We start from the raw sequence: 22,468 nt of genomic DNA on the forward strand, positions 1-22,468 counted from the left end.
TCGCCGATCCCGCTCCAATCTACTCAACGCCGGGGTTCATCCGGGTGCGCCGGGCGGCACGGTGGCGTCGGCTCTCCCCATACCGGGTGGGAGGCGCGGAATTCCTGGTACTCTCCGCATCGCCGCGGGTGGGGCGGTGGTGATCCGATCGCTTGCGGACCGAGTGTTGGGGGGTGTGGCCATGGACCAGCAACCGGGGAGACGACTGCCTGCGCAGCAGGGCCGGGGACGGCCGCCGACGGCGGAGGAGTCGGCCCGGATGAGGCACTACGACGACCAGCCCGACGTCGTGCGGCCGTTCGTGCGGCAGGCCGAGGAGGAAGCCGGCCAGTACCAGCAGCACCAGCAGGATCCGGACGGCGGCGCGGGCCGGCGGCGCGGCGGACCGGCGCAGGAGCCCGGTTACGGCGGTCCGCAGGAGCCCGGTTACGGCGGTCCGCAGGAACAGGGCTACGACCCTCCGCACGAGCAGGGCTACGGCGCCGCGCCCGCGCCGGGTTACGGCCGCGCGCCGGAGACCAGCCTGGTCCCCACGCCGATGCCGGCGCCGCGCGCGGTGGCCCGGCAGATCCGCCCCGGCGACCGGGCGCCGGTCCCGGCCCCGCGTCCGATGAGCGACCTGACCACGACGATGCCGATCCTGGCCGTGCCGGCCGAGGACGGCGACGGATACAACGCGCCCCCCGGCGAGCACGGCCACTTCCACGACGACGCCGACAACGGACGGCACCGCGGCGGATCGCGCTCACCCCGGGCGCTGAAAGCGGCGGCGCTGCTGGTCGGCGTGGTCGCGGCCGGGGCCGCGGTGGCCGGGACGTTCGCGGGCGGATCCGACAAGCCGTCGGCGGGGCCGAAGCCCGCGGGGCCCGCGACCAGCGGAGCCGCCGCCGAGCCCGCGCCGCCGGAAACGCCGAGCAGCAGCGAGGCGGGCGCGCCGGTGTCGTCGTCGAGTCCGTCGCCGTCGGCCACGCCGACGCCGACCCGCAGCACCAAGTCGCCGTCTCCGAAGCCCACGACGCCGGCCTCGACCGCGTCCACCAGCCCGGCCATGGCCTCGCGGCCGAGCAGCAGCGCCCCGCCGCCGACCACCCCGCCCAGCACGCCGAGCCCCCCGCCGACGCCCGCGCCGCCGACGTTCACCTCGCTGCACTACAAGGACACCGGCCCCGCGGTCAGCAAGCTCCAGGCCGACCTGATCGCGGCCGGCTACGGCTACGACATGGCCGGTTACCGGGACGGCACGTTCGACCGCCCCACCCGCTACGCCGTGCAGGACTTCCAGATGAACCACCCCGGGACCGCGGACGCCGACGGCTTCGGCGTCTACGGCCCGGCGACCGACCAGGCGTTGCAGAACTCGATGAAGGGGGCGACCAGCGGATAGCCCCATTCGGCCACGCGGGGGAACATCCGAGTGATAGCGTCTCTGATCACCCTACGGTTGCGCCACACAGCCTACGGAGGATCGGGAGGCAGAGATGTCCGCATCGCGGCGACAGCCACCGGAGCCTGACTTACCCCGGATACCGGTGCGTCTGCCGGATGCCGTGGCCGGCCTCCCCCGTCCCGATCCCGGCCGCACCGGGCCCCGCGACAACGACCCAGACCCAGAGCCGGCGCCCGCGCGCACCGGCCCGAGTACCGAGGAGTTCAGCGTGGCGGAGTTCGACGACGGACGGCGTCCCGGTCCGAGACCGAATCCCGCGCCCGCGGCGCACCCCCGACAACCCGGAGCGGCGCTGCCGGTCCCGCAGCCGCAGGCCCGGCCGAGCGCGGCACGCGGCGAGGCCATGGGGCCCGCGCCCAGTGCGCCGGGTGCGGCGAACCAGCACCCTTCCTGGCAGCCGAACCCGCAGGTCCGCATACCCGGGCCGAGCGCGCAGGCGGCGAATCAGCGTCCTTCTTGGCAGCCGAACCCCGCGGGCCGTACGCCCGCACAGCCCTCGGCGGGCCCGACCGATCAGCACCCTTCGTTCCAGCCGCGCGCGGCGGCTCAGCCTTCGTTCCAGCCGCGCCCGGCGGCTCAGCCTTCGCGGCAGCCCGGCGCCCCGGCGAACCGGCATCCTTCGTTCCAGCCGCATCCGGCGGCACAGGCGCCGCAGCAGCCCGGCGCCGCGGCGAACCAGCATCCCTCGTTCCAGCCGCGGCCCGCAGTCCAGCCTCCGCGGCAGCCGCACGCCGGTCCGCACGCACCGCACGCGTCCGGCCAGGAGCCGGGTCTGACGCCGAACCAGCACCCTTCGTTCCAGCCGCGCCCGGAACGCTCCGCACCGGACGGCGCCCTGTCACAGCGAGTCGGACGTCCCCCGGCGGGGCGGCCGAACGCGGACCCGCCCCGTCGCCCCGAGCCGGAGTGGCTCACCCCCGATGCGGACCTTCGGATCCCGGGGCCGTCCCGGTCGGCCGATCCGGACCGGCTGCCTCCCCGGGCGCCGTCGCGGCTGTCCGACCGGGCCGTCGGCGGTGACGTGGTGCGGCGGCCGGCCACCGAGACCGCGATCATGCCCGCCGCCAGTTCCGGCGACGACGAACCGCCGCCGTCGCTGCGAGGTGCGACCGGCGGACGGCACCGGGGCCCGCGGCGACCGGCCGTTTTCCGGGCGGCGGTGCCGGTCGTGGCGGTGCTCGCGGCCGGCGGCGGGGCGCTGGGGCTGGTGCACGCCACCAGCACCGGGGGTCCGGAGGCGCAGGCCCTGGACTCGGCCTCGCGCACGGCCGACTCGGCGGTGACCACGAACCTGGCGAACGCGCCGTCCTCGGTCGACGCGGGGTCCACCGCGCCCGACGGCGGGCCGGCGACCGGGGCCGACCCGGCGTCCTCGCCTCTGGACGCGCCCACGCCCGCCCCGGGGCACACCTCCGGCGACGCCTCCGGCGTCCACACCTCCGGGCCCGGCACGCCCGCGTCCCCGCCGGCCGCCGGCGGTCCCGGCGGTCCCGGCGGTCCGGGCGGTCCGGTGACGTCCGGCGCCCCGAGCGGTTCGTCCACCTCACCCGTGGCGAACGGTCCGGTCCAGACCTCGACGCCGCCGCTGCCCGGCACGCCGGCGTCCTCGGTGCCGGTCACCAGCCCGACGCCGCCGTCGACCACGCCGCCCCCGGCGTCGTCCCCCACGCCCGGAGACCCGGGCTCCTCGACCACGCCGCCCGCGCCCCCGGCCACGCCGACCTCGCCCCCGTCGACGCCCACGTCGCCGCCCACCTCGTCCCCGACGCCGACCCCGACACCCACCGGGCCGACGACCACGCCGACGCCGACGCCGACCGGCACCACCGGCCAGCCGGCCCCGGCGCGGGTGCTGCAGATCGGCGACACCGGACCGGACGTGGCGGATCTGCAGACCCAGCTGGACCGGCTGGGCGCCCCGACCTGGGTCCCGGTGACCGGGGTCTACGACACCCGCACCGCCGACGCGGTCGCGTACGTGCAGAACAAGCTCAACATCACCGACGATCCGCGCGGGGTGTGCGGGCCGACCACCGCGGCGGCCATCAGCACCCTGGCATCCCGGTAGGACGCCGGCCGCCGCTGAACCGGCCCGGCGGAACAACCGTTTCGACACGAGCGCCGAGACCATCACGGCACCACCCGCCGGGCCGCGCCGGGTCCGGGGAGCTCCCGGCGCGGCCGGCCCGGGCTGGGCACGCCCGGGCAGCCGCGCATAGTGGTGGGTGCACAGTGGTCCGGGTACGGATCACGACCACCCCCGGCACAATGGCGTGATGAGCCAACCCGCTCGAAGCGATGCCGGCGCCGTCACGGCCTGGCTGGAGAGCCGCGGCTAGGCGACCGAGCGGCTACTGCGCGAGGTACCCACCGTCCACCGGCAGCACCACGCCGGTGATGAAGGACGCCGCGTCCGAAGCCAGGAACGCGATGGCCGCCGCGACCTCCGCCGGCTCGCCGAGCCGGCCCAGCGGATGCGCGGCCGACACCGTCGCCAGGTACGCCGGCCCGCCGGGCTCGTCGCGCAACGCCAGCACGCGCTCGGTGCGGATGGTGCCCGGGGCGACGGCGTTCACGCGGATGCCGTGGGGCGCCCACTCGACGGCCAGGTGCTTGGTCAGGCCGGTGGCGACGAACTTCGCCGGGCCGTAGGCGGCCTGGCGCGCCTGCCCGGCCAGTCCCGAGATCGACGAGACGCAGACCACCGCGCCGCCGTCGCCCCGCCGGTGCATGGCGGCGATGGCGTGCTTGCAGGTGAGGAACATGCCCTTGCCGTCGACCGCCATCACCCGGTCCCAGTCCTGCTCCGAGGTCCCGAGCAGGTCCGACAGCGGGAGGATGCCGGCGTTGGCCACCGCGACGTCGAGGCGGCCGTACGCGTCCAGGGCCGAGTTCACCATGTTGCGGACGTCGGCGTCGTCGGAGACGTCGCCGGCCACCGACACCACGGTGCGGCCCTCGGCTTCCAGCTCCTCGGTCAGCGCCTCCAGGCCCGCGGCGTCGATGTCCGCCGCGACCAGACGCGCGCCGTCGCGGGCGAGTTCGCGGGCGGTGGCGCGGCCGATCCCGCTGGCGGCGCCGGTGACGAGGCAGGACTTGCCGGACAGGCTCATGGCTTCGGACATGTCAGACCTCGCTGATCCGGGCCCGGCCGCGGGTCCGCCGGCCCGCCGCGGTTCCCGGCCCGCCGCCCCGCGATCGCGAACGCCCCCGCACCCCCACCCCGGCGCCGGGCCCGTACAGCCGGTAGTACCTTTCGACGAGCCCGCTCTCGGCGATCGAGGCGTCCGTACGCTCCACATCCGGTCCGGCCGCGAACCCGTGGCCGGCCCGGGCCAGGGCGCACGCGCCCCACACCACGGCCGCCATCGTCAGGTCGGACTGGCGGGCCGGGGCGCCCGAGGCGGCGTCGCCCCGGGGCAGGTTCACCGGCAGGCCGTCGGCGAGGACCGTGACCGGGCCGCGCGGCAGCACGTAGCGCACGCCGACCCGGCCGAGGTCCTCGACGCGCTCGGCGCGTCTGGCCAGTCCCTGCATGTCGATCTCCGAGACGCGGCCGGAGACGCTGGCGACGAAGCAGCCGCCGGCCAGGAAGTCCAGATCGTCGCCGCCGAGGCCGGTGCGGCCGGTCGAGGAGACGATCAGCAGCGGCCGGTGCCCGTCCAGGAGCGCCGGGACCTCCGGCGCGGTGAGGTAGCCGGCCTCGTGCGCGGCCAGCAGCCGCGGCCACTCGCTGTCGTGCACCGCGACCCGCATCCGCTGCCCCCGCAGCACCGCCGCCACCTGCTCCCCCACCGTGCCGAAGCCGATGACGAGGGCCGGCGCGCCGTCGAAGCCCTCGCCGGGAAGCAGCTCGCGGATCGAGCGCACCACCGACTCGGCGATCCAGTGCGCCTCGATGCCGCGTTTGACCCTGCTCTGCGCCACGCTGAACACCGGCAGCGGCACCCGCGCCCCGAGGGTCTCCAGCTCCTCCACCCCGGCCATCGACTGCTCGACCACGCCCCGGTACGCCGGGACCAGTTCCGGCGCCAGGTTCAGCAGCGCCGGGAGCACATGTCCGCCGTCGTCGACCACCACGCTCGGCTCCATGACCCGCGCGGCGTGCAGCCGCAGCGCCGTCTCCACGTCGCACAGCGGCAGCACCGCGACACCGAGCCCGTCCAGATGGGCCCGCACCCGCTGCCGCAGCTTGTGCGGGTAGCCCTTGTCCAGCACGGTCATCGCCTCCGGCCGGGCGCCGAGCGCGATCAGGGTCCGTACCTGCACCACCAAGTCCGACAGCAGGTGCCCGACCAGCAGCAGCCCGCACTCCCGCAGCGGCTTGTCCGGCAGGCGGCGGGCCAGCCCGGCGAGCAGCGGCAGCTGTTCGGTGAACGCCTCGCACTCCCACCCGGTGAAGGGCACCGCCTCCAGACACCCCAGCGCCCGCGCCACGTCGGCGTCCCCGAGTCCGGACCGGTCCAGCAGCGTCGCGGAGAGCACCAGCCGGCCGTTCCACCGGTCGCGCGGCGTCGAGGCCGGCGCCAGCGCGATCAGCAGCGCGCTGCCACCGCCCAGCGGCACGAGATGCGCGCCCGGGCCGAGCCGGTGCCGCCCGGCCGCCGCCGGGAAGGCGCCGTCCAGCCGGTCCAGGACCTCGGCCAGCACCAGCCGGCCCTGTTCGGCCGTGCCCTGCAGCTCGGTGATGGTGGTCGCGTGGCCGGAGTGGGTGTCCTTCACAGGCCACGTATACCAGATTGCTGGCATATGACCGTTTCGGCACGGACGATGCCGCATGGCCCGGGCGCGCCGCGGCGCCGATGATCGCCTGTGATCCCGGACACCACGCCGTCACCTGCTCATTACCGCGTGGATCCGCTTTAGGGTCTAATGGCCCCGTGACCTCCAGCACCACCGGCCCCACGGACGACCTCACCCCGGCTCAGCGCGCGGCCGCCGTCCGGCGCCTGGAGAAGGCGATCGGCTCGCTGGCCGGGGTCGCGATCCAGCGTATGGAGGAGCGCCTGGCCTGGTACCGGGCCATGCCGCCGGACAACCGGTCGTGGATCGGGCTGGTGGTGCAGGCCGGCATCGCGGCGTTCGTCGAGTGGTTCCGCAACCCGCAGGACCGGACCGCGATCAGCGCCGACGTGTTCGGCACGGCGCCGCGGGAGCTGACGCGGTCGGTGACGCTGCGGCAGACCGTCGAGCTGGTGCGCACCACCATAGAAGTGGTCGAGGAGGGCATCGGGCAGATCGCGCAGGGGCCGGTGGAGCAGGCGGCGCTGCGCGAGGGCATGCTGCGGTACTCGCGGGAGATCGCGTTCGCCGCCGCGCAGGTCTACGCGCAGGCCGCGGAGCTGCGCGGGGCCTGGGACGCGCGGCTGGAGGCGCTGGTCGTCGACGAGCTGATGCGCGGCGACGTGCTGGACGACACGGTGCGCTCGCGCGCGGCGGCCCTGGGCTGGGACAGCTCGGCGGACCTGGTGGTGGTGGTCGGCGCGACGCCGGAGCCGCTGGGCGGGCGGGACGACGTCCGGCAGCACACCGCCCTGGTGGTGGACGCCGTGCACCGGGCGGCGCGGCGGGCCCGCCTGACGGTGCTCACCGGGGTGCAGTCGGACCGGCTGGTGGTGATCATCGGGAACGCCGAGGACCCGCTGACCGCGACCCGGGCGCTGGCCAACGAGTTCGGGCCGGGGGCGCTGGTGATCGGCCCGGTTGTCGAAGACCTCCTGTCGGCCGGCATTTCCGCCCAAGCCGCCCTGTCCGCGCTGCGCGCCGCCCCGGCCTGGCCGGACGCCCCGCGCCCGGTGCTGGCCGCCGAACTGCTGCCGGAGCGGGCCCTGGCCGGTGACGAGGCCGCGAAGGCTCAACTGGTGGCCGAGGTGTACCGGCCGCTGGAGGCCGCGGGGGCGGCGTTGTTGGAAACCGTGTCCGTGTACCTGGAACAGGCCGCCTCGCTGGAGAGTGCGGCGCGGATGCTGTTCGTGCACCCCAACACCGTGCGCTACCGGCTCAAAAGGGTGAGCGAGCTCACAGGCCTGAACCCGGCGCAGCCGCGCGCGGCGTTCACCCTGCACATGGCCCTGGCCTTGGGAAGGCTGGCGGGACCCGCGAACGGTTTGTAGGAACCCTCCAAGATCCGCGCCGAGATCTTCGTCCAGGCCGCTAAAGGCAAACAAGCGCGGAGCAGACGAGAGTTGAACCGTGCTAGTTCTCGTCGCGCCGGGCCAGGGTGCCCAGACTCCCGGATTCCTCACCCCGTGGCTCGAGGTCCCGGGCTTCGCCGACCGCCTCCGCTGGTGGTCCGCGGTCGCCGGACTGGACCTCGTGCACTACGGCACCGAGGCCGACGCCGACACCATCAAGGACACCGCGATCGCCCAGCCGCTGCTGGTCGCGGCCGGCCTCGGCGCCGCCCTGGCGCTGTTCCCGCACCCGGCCGACGCCTTCCGGATGGTAGGCGCGGCCGGCGGCCACTCGGTCGGCGAGATCACCGCCGCCGCCGGCACCGGCGTCATCACCGCCGAGGCCGCCATGGTCTTCGTCCGCGAGCGCGGCCGGCTGATGGCCCAGGCCGCCGCCACCACGCCCACCGGCATGACCGCGGTGCTCGGCGGCGACCCGGACGCCGTGCTGGCCAAGATCGCCGAGCACGGCCTGGTCCCGGCCAACAACAACGGCGCCGGCCAGATCGTCGCGGCCGGCACGCTGGAGCAGCTGGCGGCCTTCGGAGAGGACGGCCCCGCCGGGGCGCGGCTGCGCCCGCTGGCGGTCGCCGGCGCCTTCCACACCGAGCACATGGCCCCGGCCGTGGCCCATCTCAGCGAACTGGCCAAGGGCATCACCACCCGCGACCCGCGCACCCGCCTGGTGTCCAACGCCGACGGCGCGGTCGTGCACGACGGCCGCGAGGTCCTGCGCCGCCTGGTCGCCCAGGTGTCCAACCCGGTGCGCTGGGACCTGTGCCAGGAATCATTCGGGGAACTCGGGGTAACCGGCATCCTGGAGGTGCCGCCGGCCGGGACCCTGACCGGCCTGGCGAAGCGCGCGCTGAAGGGTGTCGAGACCTTCGCCCTGAAGACGCCGGACGACCTGGACGCCGCGCGCGAGTTCGTGGCCAAGCACGCCGAGTCGGCCGACGCGAACCCGCTCGACGCCGCCCCGACCTGGCGCCTGGTGATCGCGCCGTTCGGCGGCACGGTCCGCCGCGGCACCTTCCGCGAGGGCGACAAGCTGGAGAAGGACACGGCGGTGGCGACGGTCGTCGCCCGCCGTGACGAGCACGAAATCACGGTGCAGCACGAGGGCGAGATCCTCGAGTGGCTCGTGGAAGACGGGGATCCGGTCGCGCCGGGGCAGCCGCTGCTGCGCGTCCATCCGACCGGCTCGTTCGCCTGAGCCAGCCTCATATCCGCTAAAGGGGATCGATCATGGCACAGATAAGGGAGAAGCAGGGCGCGGCGCACACCCGGATCATGGGTGTGGGGGGCTACGTCCCCAGCCGCGTCGTCACGAACGAAGAGGTCTGCACCTGGATCGACTCCTCCGACGAGTGGATCCGGACCCGGTCGGGCATCGAGACCCGCCGGTGGGCCACTCCCGAGGAGACCGTGCTGGAGATGTCCGTCGAGGCCGCCGGCAAGGCGCTGGCCGCCTCCGGCATCACCGGCGACCAGCTCGGCGCGGTGATCGTCTCCACCGTGTCCCACATGCATCAGACCCCGGCCCTGGCCTGCCTGGTCGCCGACCGGCTCGGCACCAACGGCGCCGCCTACGACATCTCCGCCGGCTGCGCGGGCTTCTGCTACGGCGTGGCGCAGGCCTCGGACATGGTGAAGGCCGGTTCCGCCGAGTACGTGCTGGTGGTCGGCGTCGAGCGGCTGTCGGACCTGACCGACGTCCACGACCGCGGCACCGCCTTCATCTTCGGCGACGGCGCCGGCGCGGTGGTGATCGGCCCGTCCGACGTCCCCGGCATCGGCCCGGTGGTGTGGGGCTCCGAGGGCGACAAGTACGAGACCATCACCCAGACCTTCCCCTGGAACGAGCGGCCCGAGAGCACTGAAGACGCTGAGGGTGCTGAGGGCGCCGAGGACGGCGGCCAGGTCCGCGGCCCGTTCCTGCGCATGGAGGGCCAGGCGGTCTTCCGCTGGGCCTCCTACCAGATGGCCGAGGTCTCCCTGAAGGCGCTGGCCGAGGCCGGTGTCACCGCGAGCGACCTGGACGCCTTCATCCCGCACCAGGCCAACATGCGCATCACCGACCGGCTGGTGAAGGTGCTCGGGCTGCCCGAGCACGTGCCGGTCGCCCGCACCATCGCCGAGTTCGGCAACAACTCCGCGGCCACCATCCCGCTGGCCATGGAGCGCATGCTCGAGGACGGCTCCGCACCGCACGGCGGCCTGGCCCTGCTCATCGGGTTCGGGGCGGGTCTCGTGTACGCGGCGCAGGTCGTTAGTCTCCCCTAGGGCTCCGCGACCTCGCGGCAAGCCACTACCCCCTGAAGAAGAAACCAACGAAGGAGCGCCAACACATGGCTCTGACCCAGGATGAGATCCTCGCGGACCTCGCGGACATCGTCGAAGAGGTCGCGGGCGTCGACAAGGAGGAGGTCCAGCTGGACAAGTCCTTCACCGGCGACCTGGACGTCGACTCGCTGACCATGGTCGAGGTCGTCGTCGCCGCCGAGGAGAAGTTCGGCGTGAAGATCCCGGACGACGCGGTCAAGGACCTGTCGACCGTCGGCGACGCCGTCAGCTACATCGAGAAGAACCAGGCCGCCTGAACTCCGACCGAGTTCTAGCCCTGTAGTCGTACGGCCGTCCGGCCGGCAGAACCCGTAGAACCACAGATAGAAGGTAAGGCTCGTGACTGCTCGCAAGTCTGTCGTCGTCACCGGGGTCGGTGCGACCACACCGCTCGGCGGGGACGCCCCCTCGTTCTGGGACGGGATGCTGGCCGGACGCTCCGGCGTCCGGATGCTCACCGAGGACTGGGCCGAAGCGCTGCCGGTGCGGTTCGCCGCGCGGATCGCGGTGGAGCCGTCCGAGCTGCTCAAGCCGGTCGAGATCCGCCGCCTGGACCGCTCGGCGCAGTTCGCGCTGATCGCCGCCCGCGAGGCCTGGAAGGACGCCGGCTTCGAGGGCAAGTTCGCCGACCCCACCCGCCTGGGCGTGATGGTCGGCTCCGGCATCGGCGGCGTCACCACGCTGCTCGACGCCTACGACAACCTGCTGGCCAAGGGCCCCCGCGCCGTCGGCCCGCGCACCGTGCCGATGCTGATGCCGAACTCCCCGGCGGCCTACGTCGGCCTGGAGTTCGACGCCCGCGCCGGCGTGCACGCGCCGGTCTCGGCCTGCGCCACCGGCGCCGAGGCGGTCGGCCACGCCATCGAGATGATCCGCTCCGGCCGCGCCGACGTGGTGCTGGCCGGCGGCACCGAGGCCGCCATCCACCCGCTGCCGATCGCGGCGTTCGCCAACATGATGGCGATGTCCAAGCGCAACGACGAGCCCGAGCGCGCCTCCCGGCCCTACGACGTCGGCCGCGACGGGTTCGTGCTGGGCGAGGGCTCCGGCATCCTGGTGCTGGAGTCGGCCGAGCACGCCGCCGCGCGCGGCGCCCGGGTCTACGCCGAGGCGGCCGGCGTCGGCTTCTCCGCCGACTCGCACGACATCGCCCAGCCCGAGCCGGACGGCCGCGGCGTGGCCGAGGCGCTCGCCAACGCGCTGGCCGACGCGGACCTGTCCCCGGCCGACGTCAAGCACCTCAACGCGCACGCCACCAGCACCCCGCGCGGCGACATCGCCGAGGTCCTGGCCTTCACCAAGGTCCTGGGCTCGGCCGCCGAGGACGTGGCGATCTCGGCCACCAAGTCGATGCACGGCCACCTGCTCGGCGGCACCGGCGCGATCGAGTCCGTGGCCACCGTGCTGGCGCTGCACCACCGGCAGGCCCCGCCGACGATCAACATCGACGAGCTGGACCCGGAGATCACCCTGGACATCGTGCGCGACAAGCCGCGGGCGCTGCCCGAGGGCCAGATCGCGGCACTGAACGACTCCTTCGGCTTCGGCGGGCACAACGTGGTCGTGGCCTTCCGGTCCGTGTGACCCGGCGAGCCCGGAGCGCATCATGAGCGTCACCACCGAAACCGTCCCGGCGCCGGCGATCCCGGCGCCCGCCAGGGCTCCCCGCGAGGACGACCCCCGCAACCCGCTCACGCGGCTGCGGCGGCTGTTCGACGCGGGCACCGCCGAACTGCTGACCCCGGTCGACGACTCGGGCTTCCTGGCCGCCACCGGCCTGGTCGACGGCGTGCCGGCGGTCGCGTACGCCTCCGACGCCACCATCCAGGCCGGCGCCATGGGCACCACCGGCTGCCAGGTCATCCTGACCGCCTACGAGCGGGCCCTGGCCGACGGCAGTCCGATCATCGCCCTGTTCCACTCCTCCGGCGCGCGCCTGCAGGAAGGGGTGGCCTCGCTGCACGCGGTGGGCCAGGTCTTCGCGGCCATGACCCGCGCCAGCGGCCGGATCCCGCAGATCTCCGTCGTGCTCGGCCCGGCGGCCGGCGGCGCGGCCTACGGCCCGGCGCTGACCGACATCGTGATCCTGGGCCCGGCCGGCCGGATCTTCGTCACCGGCCCGGACGTGGTCCGCTCGGTCACCGGCGAGGACGTGGACGCGCTGCGCCTGGGCGGCCCGGAGCCGCACGGCCGGCGCTCGGGCGTGGTGCACGTGGTCGCCGACACCGACGACGCGGCGTACGACAACGCCCGCGCCCTGGCCGCGCTGCTGGGGAACCAGGGCACCCTGGACCCGGCCGCGGTCGAGGACCGGGACCTGGCCCATCTGCTGCCGTCCTCGCCGAAGCGCGCGTACGACGTGCACCCGCTGGTGAACGCGGTGCTGGACGCCCCGGGCGTGGAGCTGCACCCGCGGTGGGCGCCGAACGTGGTGACCGCGCTGGGCCGGCTGGGCGGCCGCACGGTGGGCGTCATCGCCAACAACCCGCTGCGTCTGGGCGGCTGCCTGGACTCCGCTTCGGCGGAGAAGGCGGCGCGGTTCGTGCGGATGTGCGACGCCTTCGGCGTGCCGCTGGTGGTGCTGGTGGACGTGCCGGGCTACCTGCCGGGCGTGGGCCAGGAGTGGGACGGCGTGGTGCGGCGCGGCGCGAAGCTGCTGCACGCGTTCGCCGAGTGCGTGGTGCCGCGCGTGACGCTGGTGACGCGCAAGACGTACGGCGGCGCGTACATCGCGATGAACTCGCGCTCGCTGGGCGCGACGAAGGTGTTCGCGTGGCCGACGGCCGAGGTCGCGGTCATGGGGGCCGTGGCCGCGGTGCGCATCATCCACCGCCGCAAGCTCGCCGAGGTCTCCGAGGACGTCCGGCCGCGGATGGAGCAGGAGCTCGCGGTCGAGCACGAGAAGGTCTCCGGCGGCGTCCAGCGTGCGATCGAGATCGGCGTCGTGGACGAGGTCGTGGAGCCGGACCGGTCGCGGAGCGCGATCGCGGCGGCGATCGTCGCGGCGCCGGGCGGCGCCGGGGGCGACGCGCTGGTGCGGGGCCGGCACGGGAACATCCCGCTGTAGCGCACGCCGGAGCGCACGCTGGAGCTCACGCCACGCAGGGCCCGCTTCCCTTCACCGGGTTGCGGGCCAGGTGTTCCAGCAGTTCGGCGAGATCGCACGTCGCCAGGCAGATCCCCTGGTCGCCGCTGCCGTAGTAGAGGTGGACCGTGCCGTCGAGCACGATCGCGCCGGAGGGGAACGTCACCCTGTTCACCACCCCGTCCAGCTCCTCCACCGTCTGGGGCGTGATGAGCGGTTCCGGGGTCTTCGCGATCACCCGCCAGGGTTCGTCCAGGTCCAGCAGAGCCGCGCTGATCTGCCACTCCGGTTCGATCTCGCTGTCGGAGTTGCAGTAGAAGAACAGCCAGCCGGCGTCGGTGCGGATCGGCGGGGCGCCGAGTTCGGGGCCGCGGCGGACGCGGACCTTGGCCAGCTCCACGCGGTCGCCGGGGATCAGGACCGCGCTGCGGTCGTAGTCCTCGACGACGGCGGCGATGTGGCCGGGCGGCGGGGTGCGGACCGCGTCGAGGTCGTCGAACACGGCGTGCAGGACCGTGGCGCCGGGGGTGTCGGAGCACCAGGTGAAGAACCAGAGGTACTTGCCGTCCACCGGTTCCGGGAACAGGGTCGCGGCCTTGGACGGCGCGCCCTTGGGGCCGACGACGCCGTGCTTGGTGACCGTCTTCAGGTCCGGCGACGTGGCCAGGGCGATACGGACCTTGATGTCCGGGGGCGTGCCCTCGACGGCGGTGTAGTAGATGTAGTACTCGCCGTCGAGGAACACCACCCTCGGGTCCTCGCAGCCCAGGCCGATCTCGTAGGGCCGGTCCGGCACGATCAGCGGCTCGGCGCGCCGCACGAAGCGCACGCCGTCGGTGCTGTCGGCGATGCCGATCGAGGACACGTACTCGCCGGCCGTGCCGAACTCCACGCCGTTGGTGGCGCGGTACAGCATGTGGATGGTGCCGTCCACGCCCCGGACCACGGTGCCGTTCAGCACCGAGCCGGCTTCCCAAGAGCGGTCGGGGTCCCGGGTCAGGATGGGATTGGCGGGATGGCGCTTCATCAACATGCAGACATCCTGCCTTATTCGGCCTCTTCCACGAGGGCACGTCCGTAGTTCGCCATCGACCGGTTATAGCGCGGCAGGTGCTTGGCGAGGGCCACCAGGACCAGTGACAGGCCCTCGCGCTCGCGGCCCAGCGTGGCCAGGCACAGCGCGATCGTGCAGTCGAGGGCGTCGGACAGGTGGTCCTCGCCGTTCTCGCGCTCCTTCTGCAAGGTCGCCAGCGCTTCCTCCACCTGGCCGATGTTGCGCAGCGAACTGGACATCTGGATCGTCGCGCGCCGACGGTTCTCCCCGGTCAGGCCCCCGATCTCGAGCGCGCGCGCGTACAGCGGCACGGCGAGGTCCGAGTGCCCCCAGCTGTCGCGAGCGCTGCCGCGGTGGAAGAGGGCGTCGGCGTCGTCCTCGGGCAGTTCGGCGGCGAGGGCGTCGATCGCGCTGAGGAAATCCGCCTCCTCGTAGTCGTCGATGGCTGCGAACAGGGCGGCGGCGCGGCGGTTGACGTCGGCCTTCAGGTCGGCGGTCACGATGGGCTCCGTTTCCGTGCGGGGGGTTCTCGGTGCGCTGGCGATCCTGCCGGAGCGGTTAGGATCACCGAAAGTCTTTCGGCCACCGCCGAAGGACTCGGGGAAAGGGGCGCGGCATGGCGATCAGTCTCGGGTTCGGCCCGGCCGACCTGGCCCGCTGCCGGTTCGCGGTGTCGCCGGCGTTCGAGACGCTGTCCGCGGTCCGCGACGCCACCGGATCCCAGGGCCCCGGCCACCACCGGCGCTGGCTGGACGGCGTCCGCCCCGCCCTGCCCGGCCTCGCTCTGGAGCCGATCGTGTTGCTCCAGCCGCGCCGCGGCTACACGCCCGACTTCCTCGCCCCGCCGCCGAACTCACCGGTCGGCGACTTCGACGCCGAACTCACCCGCATCGCCGCCACCCCGGCACCGGTGGTCCGCCGCGAGATCGAACTGTCGCTGCGCGACACGCCGGGCGCGGCGGACACCCCCGCCGGCCGGCTGCTGCTCGGCGACCCGGCCGAGGTGCTCAGCCTGCTGACGCAGCTGATCCGCGGGGCGTGGGAGACGCTGGTCGCGCCGCACTGGCCGCGGATCCGGGCGCTGCTGGAGGCCGACGTCGCGTATCAGTCCCGCCGCCTGGCCGAGGGCGGCCTGGACCGGCTGTTCGCCGACCTGCACCCGACGGTGCACTGGACCGGTGACACCCTGATCCGCGACCCCGGCGGCGACGAGCACCACGACCTGGACGGCCGCGGCCTGCTGCTGATGCCGAGCGTGTTCAAGTGGGACGAGGTCGTCGTCATCACCGACCCGCCGTGGCAGCCCACGCTCGTCTACCCGGCGCGCGGCCTGGCCAACGCCTGGGAGCCCCGGCCCGACACCACCGCGGCGGCTCTGACCAAGCTGATCGGCCGCACCCGCGCCCACCTGCTCACCGCGCTGGACGAGCCGGCGTCCACGACCCGGCTGGCCCACCGCCACGCGCTGGCGCTCGGGACGGTGTCCGAGCATCTGGCGGTGCTGCGGGAGGCCGGGATGGTGGTCGGGGAGCGGCACCGGCACGAGATCCGGTACCGCCGGACCCGGCTGGGGGACGCGGTGGTGCGGGGGCACTGAGAACTCGTTCGAGATCGTGTCAACCGGAGTCGGCGCGGCGTAGTTGAGGAGGGTGTGGCAGGGCAGACGGCCCGCCAGCAGGAGGGGTGAGATGGCGAAGAGCAAGCGGAGCCTGCGGACCACCGGGATCGGAGTGGGCCTGGGGGTCCTGGCGGTGACCGGGATCGGGATCGGGGTGTCGCAGGCGGCTTCGGCGAGCGGCGGGGGTCCGGCGCCGACCACCCCGACCGCACCGACCACCGCACCGACCGCACCGACCACCGCGCCGACCGGACCGACCACCGCACCGGCCACCGCACCGACCGGGCCGGTGGCCTCTCCATCGCTGCCGGGCGTCCCTCCGACCTCGGTCGCGCCGTCGCCTTCGGTCCCCGGAACGCCGCCGGCGACGACATGGTCCTCGGCACCAGGTGGTCCCTGGCCGTCGGCCACGCCGTCGTACCCGCCGACCACCTTCAGCCCGGTGCCGTCGGCCACGCCTCCGCGCACGACGATCAGCAGCCCCACGATGGCGCCGACGCCGATCCCTTCGGCCACGTCCTCGGCACCCGGCGGTCCCCGGCCGTCGGCCACGCCGTCGTACCCGCCGACCACCTTCAGCCCGGGAACGCCGGAACCCACGACCTGGGTTTCGACGTCCCCCTCAGCGTCGCCGTCGCGGTGAGCCGCCGGGAGCGCTGACAGGGAGCACAGACTTGCGAGACCGTTCGGGCCGTTCGGAGCCGGACTTCGAAGCGTTCGCGCGCGGAGCCATGCACAGGCTGCTGCGCACCGCGGCGTTCCTGGTCGACGACCGGCACGCCGCCGAGGACCTGGTCCAGATCTCGCTGGAGCGCACGGCGCGGCACTGGCGGCGGATCGGCGGCGACAACCCCGAGGCGTACTCCCGCAAAGTCCTCGTGAACCTGGCGATCGACCGGTCCAAGAAGCTGAAGCGCGGCCGGGACACGCCGATCGGGAGCGCCGCGGACCTCGACCTGCTCGGGGGCACGGCGTCCCCGCCCGCAGACGCCGACGCCGACGCCGACGCCTCCGGCGACCTGGCGGAGGGCCTGGCCGCGCTCCCTCCCCGGCAGCGGGCGGTGATCGTGCTCCGCTATTGGTGCGATCTGGACGAGCGGCAGATCGCCGAGACCCTGGGCATCTCGGCCGGCTCGGTGAAGACCCACGCGTCCCGGGCGCTGAAAACGCTCCACGGCCGACTGACCTCGACGAGTGAGGTGCCACGATGAGCGAGCACGAGCACCCGCCCGAGTCCGGGCGCGAGCACGCCGCGCTGCGCGCTCACTTCGCCGCGCGGGCCGAGGACATCCACCCGTCGGCGGACCTGGCGCGGCGGGTCGCCGCGATCCGTCCTCCGGCGCGCGGCCGACGGCTGTCGCCGCGCGGGTCGGCGCTGGCGGCCGGCGGTCTGGCGATCGGTGCCGCGGCGGCGATCGGTGCCGCGGCGGCGGTCGTGCTGCTGGCCGGGCACCGAGGACCCGCGCCCGACCGGCCCTCTCCCCTGGTGCCCCCGGCGACCACCGCTCCCCCGACGACGCCGGAACAGCCGGTGATCACGCCGGCTCCGTCCACGAGCATTCCCGTCACACCCGGCCAGGGCGCCGCCAGTTCGTCGCCCTGGTTGTCGCGACCCGGGGCGCCGGAGCCTTCCTTCACGCCCGCGACCCCGACCGGCGGCGGGCCCGGCCTGCCGTCGTCGACGTCGAGCGCGAGCGGGAACCCCCCGGCGACGCCGCCCACCGGGCCCACCGCGCCCACCGCGCCCACCACAGCCAGCGCGACGCCCTGATCAGCGGGCTGACGAGCGCCCTGATCACCACCCCGCGGCCGCCAGCTCCCGCGTCACCTCCAGAAACGCGGCCAGCGCCGCCGGCGGCTCCCCGCTCCCCCACACCACCCCGATCCGCCAGCGGGCGGCCTCGTGGTCGATCGGCAGCCAGCGGATGCGTTCCGGGGCCACCACGACGCGGGCGCCGGCCGACACCAGGGCCACGCCGACGCCCGCGGCGACCAGGGCCATCACCGTCTGGAGGTCGTAGGCGCGCTGGAGCACCCGGGGGCGGATCCCCTCCGCGGCGAGGTAGCCCTCCACCTGGTCGACGAAGCCCGGTCCCTTGGACTGCGCCAGGGCCACCAGGCCGTGGGTGGTGATCAGGGCCCGGACCCCGGGGGCCGGGTCGACGTTCGCGGGCACCGCCAGCATCAGGTGGTCGCCGCCGAGTTCGAGCACCGACAGGTCCTCGCCGACCGGGAGCCGGACGAACCCGGCGTCCAGCTGGCCGCGCCGGAGCCGCTCCAGCTGGATCGCGGTGGCCATGTCGTCGAGCGTCACGCCGACGTCCGGGTGGCGGCGGCGGAACTCGGCGACGGCGCGCGGGGCGATGTCGATGGTGGACAGGCCGAACCCGAGGGCCAGGCGGCCGGCGCCGCCGGCGGTCAGGCGGCGGGCGCGCAGCTCGAAGGCGTCGAGGCGCTCGACCGCGTCGCGGGCGTCCGGCAGCAGGGTGCGGCCCAGCGGCGTGAGGCGGGCGCCGAGGCGGCCCCGGCGGAACAGGGCGCCGCCGATCCGGCCCTCCAGGGCCTGGATCTGCTTCGTCAGCGCGGGCTGGGTCACGGCCAGGGCCCGGGCCGCGGCGCCGAACGTGCCGTGGTCCGCCACCGCGACGAAGGCCCGGACCAGCCGGTCTTCCATTCCTCCAGTTTATCGAAGGGGCGGCGGCATTCATTGGACGCATCGAAGACCGCGGGGTTTCGATGGACGCATGATCCTTCGAGCCGCAACCGTCCAGTTCGAACCGCGCCCGGGTGTGAAGGAGTACAACCTCGCCCGGGTCGAGCACTTCGCCCGCTCCGCCGCGGCCGACGGCGTCCAGATCGTCGCGTTCCCGGAGATGTGCCTGCTCGGCTACTGGCACCTGACCAAGCGGGACGCCGGCTACCTGCACTCCGTCGCCGAGGCCGACGACGGCCCCAGCATCGCCCGCGTCAGCGCGCTGGCCGCCGAACTGCACGTCGGCATCGGCGTCGGGCTGCTCACCGCGCGCGACGGCTGGCTGTTCAACGCCTACGCGGTCTGCCTCCCCGACGGCTCGGTCCACATCCACCGGAAGCTGCACGCCTTCGAGCACGAGGCCATCTCCTCCGGCGGCCGCTACACCGTGTTCGACACGCCGTGGGACGTCCGCATGGGAGTGCTGATCTGCTACGACAACAACCTGGTCGAGAACGTCCGCGCCACCGCCCTGCTCGGCGCCCAGGTGCTGCTGGCTCCCCACCAGACCGGCGGCACGGACTCGGTGAGCCCGCACGGCATGAAGCCGATCCCGCTGAGCGTGTGGGAGAACCGGCACACCGACCCCGGGGCGGTCGAGGACGCCTTCCGCGGGCCGAACGGCCGTGGATGGCTGCTGCGCTGGTTGCCGTCCCGGGCCCACGACAACGGGCTGTTCGTGGTCTTCAGCAACGGAGTCGGCCGCGACGACGACGAAGTACGCACCGGAAACGCGATGGTCATCGATCCCTATGGCCGGATCATCGCGGAGTCCTGGGCCATCCACGATGCCATGGTCACCGCCGATCTGGACCTGGACCTTGTTCCGCTGGCCACAGGCCGGCGGTGGCTCCGAGCGCGGCGTCCTGAGCTGTATAGGCCGCTCACCGCGAAGTACGGGGACGAGGTGGACGCGCGGACCGCGCGGTTCAGCTAGGAACGAACGAGAAGAGACGAGAGGAAAGGCACGCCATGCACCCCGACCTGACACCACCGCCGGCTGAAGCTCTGCTCTTCGATTGGGACGGGACGCTGGTCGACAGCGTCGAGGCCAACTACCGGGCGATGTCCCGCGCCGTGTCCGCCGTCGGGCTCGACCTCGGCAAGGAGTGGTTCTTCTCCCGGACCGGCATCTCCTCAGCGGAGATGATCGAGCTTCTGGTCCGCGAACAGGGCGTCACACCGGCGGCCTCGCTCGATGACATCGTCGCCACGCGAGACATGTTCTTCCGCGAGGAGGCTGACGGGATCACAGCGCACGCCGCGGTGCTGGAAGTGGTGGAAGCGGCCCATGGCGGCACCCCGATGGCGATCGCCTCCGGCGGGTCACGGGCCATCATCCTCGACACCTTGCGCCGGCTTCCGTTCCGCGACGCGTTCGACGCCATCGTCACCCGGGACGACGTCGCACGGGGCAAACCGGCGCCGGACATCTTCCGCCACGCCGCGGCGGCTCTGAGCGCCGATCCGGCCGGCTGTGTCGTGTACGAGGACAGCGACGAGGGCATCGCGGCCGCCCACGCGGCCGGTATGCGGGTCATCGATGTCCGGCCGTACACCGGACGGTGATCACAGCGGGTCGCCCGCGCGCCGCCGGCTCGTGAAATCAGCCGTCGAAGACCACTCGTCCGGGTGAACCGCCACCCGGCTCACCCGCGCCGCGCCGCCCGCCGGGCGTCACCCGACCTGGTGCAGCCACCGCACCGGCGCCCCCTCGCCCGCGTACCGGAACGGTTCCAGCTCGTCGTCCCAGGGCTTGCCGAGCAGGGCCTCGACTTCGCGTTCCAGCGTGGACTCGCCGCGGTGCGCACGGGCCAGGGCGGCGCGGAGCCGGTCCTCGGAGATGACGATGTCGCCGTGGGCGCCGGTGGCCGCGCGGTAGACGCCGAGCGTCGGAGTGGACGAGAAGCGTTCGCCCTCGGAGGCGTCGGAGGCGTCCTCGGTCGCCTCGAAGCGTAACTGCTGCCAGCCGCGGAGCTGGGAGGTGATGCGGGCGGCGGTGCCGGCCTCACCGCGCCAGGACAGCTCGGCGCGCCACATGTGGGGCTCGGCGGGCTGGTGCGTCCAGTCCAGACTCACGCGCACGCCTAGGACGCTCGCCACCGCCCACTCGATGTGCGGGCAGAGCGCGCGTGGTGCGGAGTGGATGTAGAGGACTCCGCTTGTCACTGTCTTGTTCGTCGACTGTGCCGTCATCGGGACCTCCTGGCTGTGCTGCGGCGAGGTTCGCCTTCCCCAGCGGCCTTGCCACTCACCACATCCGTGGATTCCCATGTCAGCGGCCTTTATTGTGCCGCACTGTCCGGGCGCGGCACCAGCTGTCTTAGTGCTCTTGCACTCTAAGTGCGGAACAGGGCCGCGCGCAGGCCGCCAACCGGGTGATCTTTCGAGGCCGGAGATACAACCCTTGATATGGGGTGATTCATCCGTTTGAGCAAATGCTCAAAGGGTGCGCTACCATGGGCGTTGAGCAATTGCTCAAACCGAGGGGACGGGGAGGGGCGGGCCCATGAGGACTCCGGGGACGACGATCGCGACCATCGCGCGCCGCGTGCTGGTCACCTACGCGGTCGATCCGGAAGCGGCCGCGGCGGCGCTGCCGGCCCCCTTCCGGCCGGATCTGAGTCTGGGTCCGGCGCTCGGAGGCATCTGCTTGCTGCGGTTGCGGGAAGTGCGGCTGGCCGGGGTCCCGAAGTGGGCCGGGTTGACGATGGAGTCGGCCGCTCACCGGATGGCCGTGGAGTGGGATACGCCGGAAGGCGTGGCGACGGGGGTGTACGTCTTCCGGCGGGATGCCGACTCGGCGCTGGCCGCGCGGTGGGGGAATCTGCATCGGGCCGCCTTCGGCGTCATCGAGGGTGGCGGGCGCTACAGCCTGGCCGCCCAGAGCACCGATGGCCTGATGAGTGTGGCCTTCACCGGGGAACAGGCTGAGGCGATGCCGGCCGGGTCCGTCTTCACCGGCCCGGACGTCGCCTCAGCCTTCTTCCGCTGCGCGAGCATCGGCCACTCGCCGGCGCGAGATGGCGGCGGGCACACCGCGGTGCGACTGGCCACTCCGGTGTGGCGTGGCATTCCGGTCCGTGCGGACTATGTGCAGTCGAGCTTCTTCGAGGACCGGTCGCTGTTCCCACGGGGCGCGGCCGTGTTCGACTCGGCGATCGCCATGCATGATGTGCCGGCGCGGTGGGAGCCGGCCGCAAGTGTTCCGCCGGTCGCAAGTGTTCCGCCGGTTGCGGGTGTTCAGTCGGTTGCGGGTGTTCAGTCGGTCGCGGTGAGCCCGCGCAGCAGCAGGTCGATCGTCCGCTGACGGATGAAAGCCTTCGCCTCGTCGGGGACGTGCCGCCCCAGCGGGCCGTCGGTGGTGAGCACCGCGAATCCGTGGACCATCGACCAGCCCGCGATCTCGGCTCCGTCCCGCCACTGCGGCGCCATCCGGCCCGCGGCGAGCACTTCGTCGAGCAGCCCGCTGAACATCTGGAACGCGGCGGACTCCGCGAAGGGCCTGCCCTTCTCGGTCCCCTCGGGGTGCTCCATCTCCTCGCGGCAGAACGCGGTCTGGAACAGCCCGGTCTCGTTGAACGCGAAGTCCAGATAGCCCTCGGCTGAGGCGCGCAGCCGGGCCACCGCGACGTCGCCGGGGTCGCCGTCGGCCGGGACCGCCTCCACCGCGCGCTCGATCGACTCGGCGAGCTTGGCGAGCGCGGCGTGCTTGACCTCGTCGACGAGCTCGTCGGCGGCCGAGAAGTGGCGGTAGGCGGCGGTCGCCGAGACGCCCACCCGGCGGGCCACCTCGCGGAGCACCACGGCGGCCGGTCCCCCGAGGCGCGCCAGCTCGACCGCGGAGTCCATCAGCGCGTTGCGCAGATCGCCGTGGTGGTAGCTGGTGCGGGGTGCCGTCTTCGGGGTGCCCATCAGATCATCGTGCCTCATGTTGACACCGTTAACAACGCTCCGGCATCCTCGATGTTGACGGCGTCAACTTCCGTGGGCGCG

22 protein-coding genes are annotated in these 22,468 nt (G+C 73.7%); 15 read left to right on the forward strand and 7 right to left on the reverse strand.

Going from position 1 to position 22,468, the window contains the following annotated elements; genetic code table 11:
• Positions 1–259: 259 nt before the first annotated feature.
• Together ABD466_RS28690 and ABD466_RS28695 are read left to right on the forward strand one after the other, a co-directional pair.
• On the forward strand, positions 260–1,384 hold the full coding sequence (locus ABD466_RS28690) for a peptidoglycan-binding protein (protein WP_344660309.1): 1,125 nt from the start codon (positions 260–262) through the stop codon (positions 1,382–1,384).
• 271 nt (positions 1,385–1,655) lie between these two features.
• Positions 1,656–3,515: a peptidoglycan-binding domain-containing protein gene (locus tag ABD466_RS28695; protein WP_344660310.1), complete on the forward strand. Its 1,860-nt coding sequence runs from the start codon at positions 1,656–1,658 to the stop codon at positions 3,513–3,515.
• Between the two features lie 283 nt (positions 3,516–3,798).
• Here the strand turns inward: ABD466_RS28695 and ABD466_RS28700 are convergent, their stop codons facing one another.
• Together ABD466_RS28700 and ABD466_RS28705 are read right to left on the reverse strand one after the other, a co-directional pair.
• Positions 3,799–4,572 carry an SDR family NAD(P)-dependent oxidoreductase gene (locus ABD466_RS28700; RefSeq protein ID WP_344660311.1) on the reverse strand — a complete coding sequence of 258 codons (774 nt, stop codon included), beginning with the start codon at positions 4,570–4,572 and terminating at the stop codon, positions 3,799–3,801.
• A 1-nt stretch (position 4,573) separates the two neighbouring features.
• Positions 4,574–6,169 (reverse strand): Rossmann-fold NAD(P)-binding domain-containing protein, encoded by a 1,596-nt coding sequence (locus tag ABD466_RS28705; RefSeq protein ID WP_344660312.1) that lies wholly within the window; start codon positions 6,167–6,169, stop codon positions 4,574–4,576.
• Between the two features lie 158 nt (positions 6,170–6,327).
• On the opposite strand from ABD466_RS28705, the gene ABD466_RS28710 reads away from it, so the two are divergent.
• The 6 genes from ABD466_RS28710 (at position 6,328) to ABD466_RS28735 (ending at position 13,030) form a co-directional block, all read left to right on the forward strand.
• On the forward strand, positions 6,328–7,560 hold the full coding sequence (locus ABD466_RS28710; RefSeq protein WP_344660313.1) for a PucR family transcriptional regulator: 1,233 nt from the start codon (positions 6,328–6,330) through the stop codon (positions 7,558–7,560).
• A gap of 79 nt (positions 7,561–7,639) precedes the next feature.
• A complete protein-coding gene (locus ABD466_RS28715; protein ID WP_344660314.1) occupies positions 7,640–8,833 on the forward strand; it encodes an acyltransferase domain-containing protein in 1,194 nt (397 codons plus the stop codon).
• A 32-nt stretch (positions 8,834–8,865) separates the two neighbouring features.
• Positions 8,866–9,903, forward strand: coding sequence for a ketoacyl-ACP synthase III (locus ABD466_RS28720; protein WP_344660315.1), 1,038 nt, complete (start codon positions 8,866–8,868; stop codon positions 9,901–9,903).
• Between the two features lie 65 nt (positions 9,904–9,968).
• On the forward strand, positions 9,969–10,220 hold the full coding sequence (locus tag ABD466_RS28725; protein WP_344660316.1) for an acyl carrier protein: 252 nt from the start codon (positions 9,969–9,971) through the stop codon (positions 10,218–10,220).
• An 82-nt stretch (positions 10,221–10,302) separates the two neighbouring features.
• A complete protein-coding gene (fabF, locus tag ABD466_RS28730) occupies positions 10,303–11,547 on the forward strand; it encodes a beta-ketoacyl-ACP synthase II (RefSeq protein ID WP_344660317.1) in 1,245 nt (414 codons plus the stop codon).
• A 22-nt stretch (positions 11,548–11,569) separates the two neighbouring features.
• Complete coding sequence (locus ABD466_RS28735) at positions 11,570–13,030, forward strand: carboxyl transferase domain-containing protein (RefSeq protein WP_344660318.1); 1,461 nt, start codon at positions 11,570–11,572, stop codon at positions 13,028–13,030.
• A gap of 25 nt (positions 13,031–13,055) precedes the next feature.
• On the opposite strand, the gene ABD466_RS28740 is transcribed toward ABD466_RS28735, so the two are convergent.
• A complete protein-coding gene (locus ABD466_RS28740; protein ID WP_344660319.1) occupies positions 13,056–14,081 on the reverse strand; it encodes a glycoside hydrolase family 130 protein in 1,026 nt (341 codons plus the stop codon).
• A gap of 14 nt (positions 14,082–14,095) precedes the next feature.
• Positions 14,096–14,602, reverse strand: coding sequence for a tetratricopeptide repeat protein (locus ABD466_RS28745; protein WP_344660320.1), 507 nt, complete (start codon positions 14,600–14,602; stop codon positions 14,096–14,098).
• A gap of 116 nt (positions 14,603–14,718) precedes the next feature.
• Here ABD466_RS28745 and ABD466_RS28750 point away from each other — a divergent pair, with 116 nt between their 5' ends.
• The 4 genes from ABD466_RS28750 (at position 14,719) to ABD466_RS28765 (ending at position 17,491) form a co-directional block, all read left to right on the forward strand.
• Positions 14,719–15,699, forward strand: coding sequence for a DUF5937 family protein (locus ABD466_RS28750; RefSeq protein WP_344660321.1), 981 nt, complete (start codon positions 14,719–14,721; stop codon positions 15,697–15,699).
• Positions 15,700–15,790: 91 nt separating this feature from the next.
• On the forward strand, positions 15,791–16,363 hold the full coding sequence (locus ABD466_RS28755) for a hypothetical protein (RefSeq protein ID WP_344660322.1): 573 nt from the start codon (positions 15,791–15,793) through the stop codon (positions 16,361–16,363).
• A 31-nt stretch (positions 16,364–16,394) separates the two neighbouring features.
• Positions 16,395–16,931 (forward strand): SigE family RNA polymerase sigma factor, encoded by a 537-nt coding sequence (locus ABD466_RS28760; protein WP_344660323.1) that lies wholly within the window; start codon positions 16,395–16,397, stop codon positions 16,929–16,931.
• On the forward strand, positions 16,928–17,491 hold the full coding sequence (locus ABD466_RS28765) for a hypothetical protein (RefSeq protein ID WP_344660324.1): 564 nt from the start codon (positions 16,928–16,930) through the stop codon (positions 17,489–17,491). The genes ABD466_RS28760 and ABD466_RS28765 overlap by 4 nt, the downstream gene beginning before the upstream one ends.
• Positions 17,492–17,515: 24 nt before the next feature.
• Here the strand turns inward: ABD466_RS28765 and ABD466_RS28770 are convergent, their stop codons facing one another.
• Positions 17,516–18,394, reverse strand: coding sequence for a LysR family transcriptional regulator (locus ABD466_RS28770; protein ID WP_344660325.1), 879 nt, complete (start codon positions 18,392–18,394; stop codon positions 17,516–17,518).
• Positions 18,395–18,464: 70 nt separating this feature from the next.
• Between ABD466_RS28770 and ABD466_RS28775 the strand changes: the two genes are divergently transcribed.
• Together ABD466_RS28775 and ABD466_RS28780 are read left to right on the forward strand one after the other, a co-directional pair.
• The gene (locus ABD466_RS28775; RefSeq protein ID WP_344660326.1) at positions 18,465–19,409 is read left to right on the forward strand and encodes a nitrilase family protein; all 945 of its coding nucleotides are present in this window, start codon (positions 18,465–18,467) and stop codon (positions 19,407–19,409) included.
• A 35-nt stretch (positions 19,410–19,444) separates the two neighbouring features.
• Positions 19,445–20,041, forward strand: coding sequence for an HAD family hydrolase (locus ABD466_RS28780; protein ID WP_344660327.1), 597 nt, complete (start codon positions 19,445–19,447; stop codon positions 20,039–20,041).
• Between the two features lie 108 nt (positions 20,042–20,149).
• Here the strand turns inward: ABD466_RS28780 and ABD466_RS28785 are convergent, their stop codons facing one another.
• The gene (locus ABD466_RS28785) at positions 20,150–20,668 is read right to left on the reverse strand and encodes a DUF3145 domain-containing protein (protein WP_344660328.1); all 519 of its coding nucleotides are present in this window, start codon (positions 20,666–20,668) and stop codon (positions 20,150–20,152) included.
• A 313-nt stretch (positions 20,669–20,981) separates the two neighbouring features.
• Here ABD466_RS28785 and ABD466_RS28790 point away from each other — a divergent pair, with 313 nt between their 5' ends.
• A complete protein-coding gene (locus tag ABD466_RS28790) occupies positions 20,982–21,782 on the forward strand; it encodes a DUF2071 domain-containing protein (RefSeq protein WP_344660329.1) in 801 nt (266 codons plus the stop codon).
• Here ABD466_RS28790 and ABD466_RS28795 read toward each other — a convergent pair.
• Positions 21,734–22,405, reverse strand: coding sequence for a TetR/AcrR family transcriptional regulator (locus ABD466_RS28795; protein WP_344660330.1), 672 nt, complete (start codon positions 22,403–22,405; stop codon positions 21,734–21,736). The two genes, ABD466_RS28790 and ABD466_RS28795, sit on opposite strands and share 49 nt — an antisense overlap.
• Positions 22,406–22,468: the final 63 nt, after the last annotated feature.

This window comes from Catenulispora subtropica (assembly GCF_039531675.1).
GTDB lineage: Bacteria > Actinomycetota > Actinomycetes > Streptomycetales > Catenulisporaceae > Catenulispora > Catenulispora subtropica.